The sequence below is a fragment of the Mycobacterium sp. E1715 genome (genome assembly GCF_001667625.1).
GTDB lineage: Bacteria > Actinomycetota > Actinomycetes > Mycobacteriales > Mycobacteriaceae > Mycobacterium.
Genome location: NZ_LZJJ01000077.1, coordinates 1 through 9,677 on the forward strand (window position 1 = coordinate 1; position 9,677 = coordinate 9,677).

Here is a 9,677-nt window from a genome sequence, read left to right on the forward strand (position 1 = left end):
GTGGGCAGCGCGAACGGCAGGTCGATGATCGCGTCGACGAGCCGCTTGCCGACGAAGTCGTCGCGCACCAGCACCCAGGCGATCACCAGGCCGAACACCAGGTTGGCCACGGTAACGCCGGCGGAAATGGTCAGCGTCACCCGGAACGACTCCAGCGCCGCGTTGGAGCTGACGGCCAGCCAGAAGGCGTGCCAGCCGCCGCCGGCGGCCTGCCAGGCGATCGCGGCCAGCGGCAGCAGCACGATCACCGACAGCCACAGCGTCGCGACGCCGACGCGCAGCGACGTGGTGCCGCGGGCCCGCCGGGCCTTGACCGGCCCGCGCCCGGGGTAACCGGCGGGATCGCCGAGCTCGGGCCTGATCGCCTGGGGGTCAGGCGTGATCGCGGCCGTCATCCGGTGGCCTGCGTGTAGATCTTGGTGATGCTGCCGGTGCTCTTGTCGAAAAGCTGCGGGTCGACCGCGGTCCAGCCGCCGAGGTCGGCGATCGTCCACAGTTTCGCCGGCGCCGGAAACTGGGCGCGGAATTCGGCGGCGACGGCCGGGTCGACGGGCCGAAAACCGGCCTGTGCCCACACCTTCTGCGCGGCGGCCGTGTACTGGAAGTTCTTGAAGGCGACAGCGGCGTCCAGGTGGGGACTGGTGGTGACCACCGCCACCGGGTTCTCGATCTTGAACGTCTGCGGCGGGTTGATGTGCTCGACCGGCTTGCCTGCGCGCTCGGTGGCGATCGCCTCGTTCTCGTAACTGATCAGCACGTCCCCACTGCCCTGGACGAAAACATCGGTGGCCTCCCTCCCCGAACCGGGACGCAGCTTGACGTGTTCATGCACCAACTTGCTGATGAACTCGACGCCGGCCTGGGCGTTGCTGCCCCCTTCGCTCTTGACCGCGTACGGCGCCAGCAGGTTCCATTTGGCCGATCCCGAACTAAGTGGGCTGGGCGTGATGACCTCCACCCCCGGCCGCAGCAGGTCGTCCCAGTCCCTGATGTTCTTCGGGTTGCCCTTGCGCACCACCAGGGTGACGACCGAACCGAACGGAATTCCCTTGGTGGCGTCGGTATTCCAGTCTTTGGAGACCTTGCCCGCCTTCACCAATCGGGTGATGTCGGGTTCGACGGAGAAATTCACGACGTCCGCGGGCTTGCCGTCGACGACTCCGCGCGATTGGTCGCCCGAGGCGCCGTAGGAGGTGATCACCTGGACGCTCTTGCCCTCCTCGGCGGCGTTGAACGCCGGAATCACCTTGCTCCAGCCGGGTTCTGGGACCGAGTAGGCGACCAGAGTGATGCTCGTGCGCGCGTTGTTCGGGCCGCTCCCCCCCACGACGTCACTGGGCCCACCACTACACCCCGCGATGACCGCCACGACGAGGGCGAAGATGGTCGCCGGTCGCCAACGCCTTGCGATGTGGTTGGGCATTCGGGCCTTCCAGGACGGGGACTTACGGACGATTGTCCCGTTGCTGCGGAAAGGCGCCTTTAAACGGAGGGAGACCTCACGAACCCCATACCAGACCGCACACGGGTTTGGCAGTCAGCGACAACAGTGCACGAAGACATGGCGTTCCACACCGGATGTCACATGCATGGCGGGAAGCCTAACAGGAATCGGCATGCCCGCCACCGCTCGAGGGGCCGAGCCGGCAAACCGCGCTCAGTGCGTCAGCCACCACGCGACGATGACCAGCACCACGAGCGCGACCAGAATCAACGTCACGTGCGACCGAGGCATGCGGGTTACCCGGGCGCCTCACCGGCGTGGCGGGCCCGGCGCATCAGGGCGATGCTCTTGCCAAGCAGGCCGTCGAGCAGCCCCGCCGTGACCGCGGCCACGACGAGCACGACCGGCATCACCACCATGGCTTGCAGCACGAAAGCGAGCCCGGAAAGCCACAGCTCGTTGCCGTCCCACCAATTCAGGAACGCGGTCACGCGGCTCACCCTATTCGGCCGTGCAGTGGAATTCCAATGTGCCAAGATCGGCGCATGTCCGCCCCGCCACCCGCGCCCGGGGCGACGGCCTGCCTGATCGTCGGTGGCGGCCCGGCGGGGATGGTGCTGGGACTGCTGCTGGCCCGCGCCGGCGTTGACGTCACGGTGATGGAAAAGCACGCCGACTTCCTGCGCGACTTTCGCGGCGACACCGTGCACGCGAGCACGCTGCGCCTGCTCGACGAGCTGGGCTTGGGCGCGCGGTTCGCGCAGATCCCGCATCGCCTCATCGACACCGTCCGCATGGAGATACAGAACGAACCGGTGGCGCTCGACCTGACCCGCCTGCCCGGCGCCCACAAGCACATCGCCCTGGTGCCGCAATGGGACTTCCTGGAGTTGGTGGCCACCGCGGCCGAGGCCGAGCCGAGCTTCCGGCTGCTGCGCAGCACCGAGGTGACCGGCGTGATCCGGGACGGAGACCGGGTCGTCGGCGTCACTTACCGCAACCAGACCGGCGAGGTTGGGAGCATGCGCGCCGAGCTGACCGTCGCCTGCGACGGCCGCTCCTCCACGGTGCGTTCGGCGGTCGGCCTCGAACCGCACAGCTTCGGCGCGCCCATGGACGTGTGGTGGTTCCGGTTGCCCCGCCATCCCGGGGATCCGCGGGGGCTGGGCGGGGTGCTGCGAGCCGGGCACGCGGTCATCGTGATCGATCGCGGCGACTACTACCAGATCGCCTACATCATCCCGAAGGGAACCGACACCCAGCTGCGGGCCGAGGGCATCGAGGCGCTGCACCGGGTGCTGGTCGCCATGGTGCCCTGGCTGGGTGACCGCGTGCGGACGCTGACGTCATTCGACGACGTGAAACTGCTTGATGTGCAACTGAATCGGCTTCGCCGCTGGTATGCCGACGGCGTCCTGCTCATCGGCGACGCCGCGCACGCGATGTCGCCGGTCGGCGGGATCGGCATCAACCTCGCGGTGGCCGACGCGGTGGCCGCCGCCCGCATCCTGGCCGGCCCGCTGCGCACGGGTCGGGTGCCCGTCTGGCGGCTGGCCCGGGTGCAGGCGCGCCGCTGGCTGCCCACCGCGCTGCTGCAGGCCGCGCAACGGGGGATCCACGCCAACGTGATCGCCGCGGCGGTGGCCCGGAACGAGGACCGCGCGCCACCGGGCGTGCGGCTGGTGGGCCGCTCCACAGCCCTGCGGAGACTGCTCGGCTACCTCGTCGCAATCGGCCCGCTGCCCGAGCACGCCCCGAGGTTCGCCCGACGCCGCGGTTGACACAGAGTGACGCCACGTCGGCGAAAAAATGGACGGGGGACCGCTCCACAGATGATGATGTCGGGATGGTCCTGCACGCTCAGCCCGACGACCAGCCCGCCGACGCCATGCCCGAGGAGGCATTCGAAACGGCCCCGGCGACGTTGCCGTCACCCATCGACTTCAGCGCGCCGGCGCCCCTGGCTTCCAGCGGGGCACTACGGAACCCGTTTCCGCCGATCGCCGACTACGCGTTCCTGTCCGACTGGGAGACGACGTGCCTGATCTCGCCCGCCGGATCCGTCGAATGGCTGTGCGTGCCCCGGCCGGACTCCCCCAGCGTGTTCGGCGCGATCCTGGACCGCAGCGCCGGCCATTTCCGGCTCGGCCCCTACGGCGTCTCGGTGCCCTCGGCCCGCCGCTACCTGCCGGGCAGCCTGATCATGGAGACCACGTGGCAAACCCACACCGGGTGGCTGATCGTGCGCGACGCGCTGGTGATGGGGCCCTGGCACGACATCGAGCGCCGGTCGAGGACGCACCGCCGCACCCCGATGGACTGGGACGCCGAGCACATCCTGCTGCGCACGGTGCGCTGCGTCAGCGGCACGGTCGAGCTGATGATGAGCTGCGAGCCCGCGTTCGACTACCACCGCGTCGGCGCCACCTGGGAGTACTCGGCCAATGCGTACGGCGAGGCGGTGGCCCGGGCGACCAAGCAGCCCGACGCCCACCCGACACTGCGGCTCACCAGCAACCTGCGGATCGGGCTGGAGGGTCGCGAGGCGCGGGCGCGCACCCGGATGAAAGAGGGCGACGACGTGTTCGTCGCGCTGAGCTGGACAAAGCATCCGGCGCCGCAGACCTACGAAGAGGCCGCCGACAAGATGTGGCAGACCACCGAATGCTGGCGGCAGTGGATCAACATCGGCAACTTCCCTGACCACCCGTGGCGGGCGTACCTGCAGCGCAGCGCGCTCACGCTGAAGGGGCTGACCTACTCGCCGACCGGGGCGCTGCTGGCGGCCAGCACCACGTCGCTTCCGGAAACGCCTCAGGGCGAACGCAATTGGGACTACCGCTACGCGTGGGTGCGTGACTCGACGTTCGCGTTGTGGGGTCTCTACACGCTGGGACTGGACCGCGAGGCCGACGACTTCTTCGCGTTCATCGCCGACGTCTCCGGCGCCAACAGCAACGAACGGCACCCGCTGCAGGTGATGTACGGAGTGGGCGGCGAACGCAGCCTGGTGGAGGAGGAACTCCATCACCTGTCCGGCTACGACCATGCGCGCCCGGTGCGCATCGGCAACGGCGCCTACGACCAGGTGCAGCACGACATCTGGGGTTCCATCCTCGACTCCTTCTACCTGCACGCCAAGTCGCGCGAGCAGGTCCCCGAGACGCTGTGGCCGGTGCTCAAGAAGCAGGTCGAGGAGGCCATCAAGCACTGGCGAGAACCCGACCGGGGCATCTGGGAGGTCCGCGGCGAGCCGCAGCACTTCACCTCGTCGAAGGTGATGTGCTGGGTCGCGCTCGACCGCGGGGCGAAGCTGGCCGAGCGGCAGGGCGAGAAGAGCTACGCCCAGCAGTGGCGGGCGATCGCCGAGGAGATCAAGGAGGACATCCTGCAACACGGGGTGGACGCCCGCGGGGTGTTCACCCAGCGCTACGGCAGCGACGCGCTGGACGCCTCGCTGCTGCTCGTGGTGCTGACCCGCTTCCTGCCGCCGGACGATCCGCGGGTGCGCAACACCGTGCTGGCCATCGCCAACGAACTCACCTCGGAGGGCCTGGTGCTGCGCTACCGGGTGGAGGAGACCGACGACGGGTTGTCCGGCGAGGAGGGCACGTTCACGATCTGCTCGTTCTGGCTGGTGTCGGCCCTGGTGGAGATCGGCGAGGTGGCGCGGGCCAAGCGGTTGTGCGAGCGGCTGCTGTCCTATGCCAGCCCGTTGCACCTCTACGCCGAGGAGATCGAGCCACGGACCGGCCGGCACCTGGGCAACTTCCCGCAGGCGTTCACCCACCTGGCGCTGATCAACGCCGTGGTGCACGTGATCCGCGCCGAGGAGGAGGCCGACGGCTCCGGGATGTTCCAGCCCGCCAACGCGCCGATGTAGCGGCGATCGCGAGCGCGGCCGTCAGGCCGGGCGACGCGGGTCGCCGCCATCCGTAGCGGCGATCGCGAGCGCGGCCGTCAGGCCGGGCGACGCGGGTCGCCGCCATCCGTAGCGGCGATCGCGAGCGCGGCCGTCAGGCCGGGCGACGCGGGTCGCCGCCATCAACACCGCGAATCAGCTCAGCGCGCTCACCTTGTCTCGCATGACTTGGGCGATGTCGAGCGCCCTGGCGTTCGCATCACGCGTGCCGTCTTGCAATGCGCTTGGTGCGTCGAAGAAGTCGACCTCAACTTCGATGAGGCAATTGTCCCGGACACCGACAGCCCGCTCAGCGGGAAGCGCTGGCGGCGAAAACGACGGTGGCATGTTCCACTGTGTCGAAATAGTCGCGGCGACAACGGAACTCGCGCTTTGCACGTGACTCACTTTCACTTCCAGCGGCAGACTGCCGCCCGCAATGGGGACGGTCTTTCCGTCGCATTCTTGCCACCGCCTGGCGATCGTCGAAAACAGCGCGTAGGCCTGATCGGCCGTGGGCAGGCCGATGGCGGCCTCCTGCACGCGGATGACCGCCGCGCCGGACGGGGCAGTGGGCCGCCAGGTAGTGAAGGCAACGGCTTTGACGTTCGCGGACCGATAGGCGCCCGCCCGCATCATCACTGCCACCCCGAGGCAGCTTTCGGACCCCTCCGACCGCACGCGACCCAACATCTCGGGTCCCCCGACAAACGGTGGGAAACCCGGGTCGAGTTCCACGGGCTCCCGGACAACGCGGGACAGCGCGCTCTTGCCGAGGAGCACCCGCTCGAGGGTGTGCCCGTCGAGGAATCGCGTCGTGAGGTTCGCCGGAGCCCGCGCCGCGCCACCGACGGTGGTGGAGCAGCCCGTGGCCGAGATCAGCACGACCAAGAGTGCTACGGCGTAACAACGTGCTCGCCGGCCGCCGCTTCTACCGGTCGCCACGGCGACAAACGCAGAAGGCGGCAATTCGCTACCGCAAATTCTTTCCATGCGCTTCTCGGCTACCTCCCACTTCACCCGAGCTTAGGCTCGACGGCGCGGCGAAGCCGTCGCCCACGCGTGAGCACAGCTCAACCCCCAGAGAAGTCCCAGGTTTGTGGCAGCTGCCGGTCAGCTCAGCCCGCTGACCTTGTCCATCATGGCGTGCGCGATGTCGATGGCGCTGCGGTGCACATCGCCGGAGCCCTCATCCGACGAGCGCGTCGAATTGAAGAACGCCACTTCGACTTCGACGAGGCAGTTCCCCCGCACGCCGATGGCGCGCGCCTCGGGCCTGGGCCCGCTCGACGGTATGCCGGGCAATTGGGTGTCGATCGAAACGGTCGCGGCCAGAACCGATTCGGAGACCCTTACCTCAGAGATGGTGTCCGAGAAGACGATCGCGGGGCGGTCGATGATGATGCTGGGACGTCCGATGGTCACGGTCGTGCCCTCACAGTCGCGCCACTGTTGTGCAAACTGTTGGAACAGCGCGGCGGCCCCGCCGGTGCTGGACAGCGCGACCACGCCCTCGGCGACGCTGATCACCTTCGCCGGTCCGCGCTGGTTCCACCACGTCTCCCGCGCGGCGTTCTTGACGTCGGCGGATCGGTACGCGTCCTTCACCATCATCGAGGTGACACCGACGCAGTTGGCGGGCGAGGCCGCGCCGAAGGCCGGCTGCAGCACCTCGGGACCGCCGAACCGCGCCGGGAGTTCGTTCTTGCTCCCGAAGGACTGGCCCAGCAGCTTCGACAGCTCAGCGTCATCGAGGAGCACTTTCTTAACGGGTTGCCCAATCACCGGGTGCGGTTTCAGATTCGGCGCGGGCCGCGCGGTGCCGTCGACCGTGCAGCCCGTCGCGAGCGCGACGGTCAACAGGCAGGCGAGGATCGTCCGGCGCATCGACATCAGTTGGTGCTCGAGACTTTTCGCAACATCGCCTGAACGACGTCGACAGCCCGCGTCCCGGCCTGCACGTGCGGCGCGACGGCGACCTTGACGTCGGCGATGACGTCGCCCGCGGTGCCCACCGCGCGCTCGTCCGGGGTTGGCGGGGTGTGATGGTTGTCCCAGGCGATGACGGTGGCGGAAAGTACCGGCCCGTCGACTCGGACGTCGGTCACCTTCGAGTACAACTCGGTGGCGCTCTCATCGTGTGTGTACATGGTGACCGTGGTGTCCGTGCAGTGTTGCCATTGCTGCACGAAGGACGCGAAGAGTCGCTGCGCGTCGGACGCGGTCGCCAGCTCGATCGCCGCTGCCGTTGCGCTGGACACCTGCACGCCGGAGCCGTAATTCCAGTAGCGCTGCGTCGCGACGCGGCGCACCGGGCCGGTTTCGTAGACGAGGCGCATCGCCGGGTCGACGGCGCCGAGGCATTCGATGGGAGCGGCGCCGCCGGCGTCACGAATCCCGTTGGGCAGCACCTCGATACCACCCACCAGCGGCGGACTGTGGGGCGGCAGCTCGTTTCCCACCGCGACGCTGACCTCCGCGTCGTCCGGTAGGACCTGTTCGAGCGGCAACGCGGACGCGCCGAGAGGGCCGGTGCGGGTTGGGGTTCCGGCCACTGTCGTGACGCATCCGGTGCCCAGCAGGCTGAGACCGACGACAGTGACGGCTCGCATCAGCAGCACGGCTACTTCTTGCCCTTGTCGCCGCCGGCGTCGGTGGACAGCGCCGCCACGAAGGCTTCCTGCGGCACGTCCACCCGCCCGATGGTCTTCATCCGCTTCTTGCCTTCCTTCTGCTTTTCCAGCAGCTTGCGTTTGCGGGTGATGTCTCCGCCGTAGCACTTGGATAGCACATCCTTGCGGATTGCCCGGATATTCTCGCGCGCAATGATTTTCGAACCGATGGCCGCCTGCACCGGCACCTCGAACTGCTGGCGCGGAATCAGCTCCTTGAGCTTGGTGGTCATCTTGTTGCCGTAGGCCGAAGCCCCGTCCTTGTGCACGATCGCGCTGAACGCGTCGACGGCTTCGCCCTGCAGCAGGATGTCGACCTTGACCAGCTGGGCCTCCTGCTCGCCGGCCTCCTCGTAGTCCAGGCTGGCGTAGCCGCGGGTGCGCGACTTCAGCGAGTCGAAGAAGTCGAAGATGATCTCGCCGAGCGGCATCGTGTAGCGCAACTCGACCCGCTCGGGCGACAGGTAGTCCATGCCGCCCAGCTCGCCGCGGCGCGCCTGGCACAGCTCCATGATGGTGCCGATGAACTCGCTGGGCGCGATGATCGTGGTCTTGACGACCGGTTCGTAGACCGTGCGCACCTTGCCCTCGGGCCAGTCCGACGGGTTGGTCACCACGATCTCGGTGTCGTCCTCCTTGATCACCCGGTAGACGACGTTGGGCGACGTCGAGATCAGGTCCAGGTCGAATTCGCGCTCCAGGCGCTCGCGGGTGATCTCCATGTGCAGCAGGCCCAAAAACCCGCACCGGAAGCCGAAGCCCAGCGCCACCGACGTTTCCGGCTCGTAGGTCAGCGCCGCGTCGTTGAGCTGCAGCTTGTCCAGGGCGTCACGCAGAACGGGGTAATCGGAGCCGTCCACCGGATACAGGCCCGAGTAGACCATCGGCTTGGGTTCGCGGTATCCCGTCAGCGCCTCGGTGGCGCCGTGCCGGGCCGTCGTCACCGTGTCACCGACCTTGGACTGGCGGACGTCCTTCACGCCCGTGATCAGGTAGCCGACCTCGCCCACCCCCAGGCCCGCGCTGGCTTTCGGTTCGGGCGAGACGATGCCGACCTCGAGCAGCTCGTGGGTGGCGCCGGTGGACATCATCAGGATGCGCTCCCGCGGGACGATCTTGCCGTCCATCACCCGGACGTAGGTCACCACACCGCGGTAGATGTCGTAGACGGAGTCGAAGATCATCGCGCGGGTCGGCGCGTCGGCGTCGCCCCGCGGATGCGGCACCTCGCGCACGACGTGGTCGAGCAGGTCGGCGACGCCCTCGCCGGTCTTGCCGGACACCCGCAGCACATCGCCGGGCTCACAGCCGATGATGTGGGCGATCTCGCCCGCGTAGCGGTCCGGGTCGGCGGCCGGCAGGTCGATCTTGTTGAGTACCGGGATGATGTGCAGGTCGCGGTCCAGCGCCAGGTACAGGTTGGCCAGCGTCTGCGCCTCGATGCCCTGGGCCGCGTCGACCAGCAGCACCGCACCCTCGCACGCCTCCAGTGCCCGCGACACCTCGTAGGTGAAGTCCACGTGCCCGGGGGTGTCGATCAGGTGCAGGACGTACTCTTCGTCGCCGACCTTCCAGGGCAACCGCACGTTCTGCGCCTTGATGGTGATCCCGCGCTCGCGCTCGATGTCCATCCGGTCCAGGTACTGCGCGCGCATCGATC

General features: G+C 68.3%; 7 protein-coding genes and 2 pseudogenes. 2 read left to right on the plus strand and 7 right to left on the minus strand.

Annotated features, from left to right (window positions below; genetic code table 11):
• The 3 genes and pseudogenes from A9X03_RS04370 to A9X03_RS04380 all read right to left on the minus strand — a co-directional run.
• Nucleotides 1–343: pseudogene (locus A9X03_RS04370) on the minus strand (molybdate ABC transporter permease subunit); the annotation flags it as partial.
• Nucleotides 344–391: 48 nt separating this feature from the next.
• The gene (locus A9X03_RS04375) at nt 392–1,423 is read right to left on the minus strand and encodes a sulfate ABC transporter substrate-binding protein (RefSeq protein ID WP_067747539.1); all 1,032 of its coding nucleotides are present in this window, start codon (nt 1,421–1,423) and stop codon (nt 392–394) included.
• A 317-nt stretch (nt 1,424–1,740) separates the two neighbouring features.
• A complete protein-coding gene (locus tag A9X03_RS04380) occupies nt 1,741–1,935 on the minus strand; it encodes a hypothetical protein (protein WP_066952819.1) in 195 nt (64 codons plus the stop codon).
• Nucleotides 1,936–1,989: 54 nt separating this feature from the next.
• On the opposite strand from A9X03_RS04380, the gene A9X03_RS04385 reads away from it, so the two are divergent.
• Nucleotides 1,990–3,225, plus strand: a complete 1,236-nt coding sequence (locus tag A9X03_RS04385; protein ID WP_067747537.1) for an FAD-dependent oxidoreductase — start codon at nt 1,990–1,992, stop codon at nt 3,223–3,225.
• A 65-nt stretch (nt 3,226–3,290) separates the two neighbouring features.
• The gene (locus A9X03_RS04390; protein WP_067747535.1) at nt 3,291–5,327 is read left to right on the plus strand and encodes a glycoside hydrolase family 15 protein; all 2,037 of its coding nucleotides are present in this window, start codon (nt 3,291–3,293) and stop codon (nt 5,325–5,327) included.
• A 174-nt stretch (nt 5,328–5,501) separates the two neighbouring features.
• Here the strand turns inward: A9X03_RS04390 and A9X03_RS04395 are convergent.
• The 4 genes and pseudogenes from A9X03_RS04395 to lepA form a co-directional block, all read right to left on the minus strand.
• A pseudogene (locus A9X03_RS04395) lies at nt 5,502–6,137 on the minus strand (sensor domain-containing protein); the annotation flags it as partial.
• Between the two features lie 321 nt (nt 6,138–6,458).
• On the minus strand, nt 6,459–7,238 hold the full coding sequence (locus A9X03_RS04400; protein ID WP_231969192.1) for a sensor domain-containing protein: 780 nt from the start codon (nt 7,236–7,238) through the stop codon (nt 6,459–6,461).
• A complete protein-coding gene (locus A9X03_RS04405; RefSeq protein WP_067747654.1) occupies nt 7,238–7,957 on the minus strand; it encodes a sensor domain-containing protein in 720 nt (239 codons plus the stop codon). Before A9X03_RS04405 ends, A9X03_RS04400 begins: the two co-directional genes overlap by 1 nt.
• 11 nt (nt 7,958–7,968) lie before the next feature.
• A partial coding sequence (gene lepA / locus A9X03_RS04410; RefSeq protein WP_068259853.1) for a translation elongation factor 4 occupies nt 7,969–9,677 on the minus strand: 1,709 nt, incomplete at its 5' end.

Coding starts and splice junctions, on each gene's coding strand:
- A9X03_RS04375 (WP_067747539.1), bottom strand. CDS start 1,423: ATGCCCAACCACATCGCAAGGCGTTGGCGACCGGCGACCATCTTCGCC.
- A9X03_RS04385 (WP_067747537.1), top strand. CDS start 1,990: ATGTCCGCCCCGCCACCCGCGCCCGGGGCGACGGCCTGCCTGATCGTC.
- A9X03_RS04390 (WP_067747535.1), top strand. CDS start 3,291: ATGGTCCTGCACGCTCAGCCCGACGACCAGCCCGCCGACGCCATGCCC.
- A9X03_RS04400 (WP_231969192.1), bottom strand. CDS start 7,238: ATGTCGATGCGCCGGACGATCCTCGCCTGCCTGTTGACCGTCGCGCTC.
- A9X03_RS04405 (WP_067747654.1), bottom strand. CDS start 7,957: ATGCGAGCCGTCACTGTCGTCGGTCTCAGCCTGCTGGGCACCGGATGC.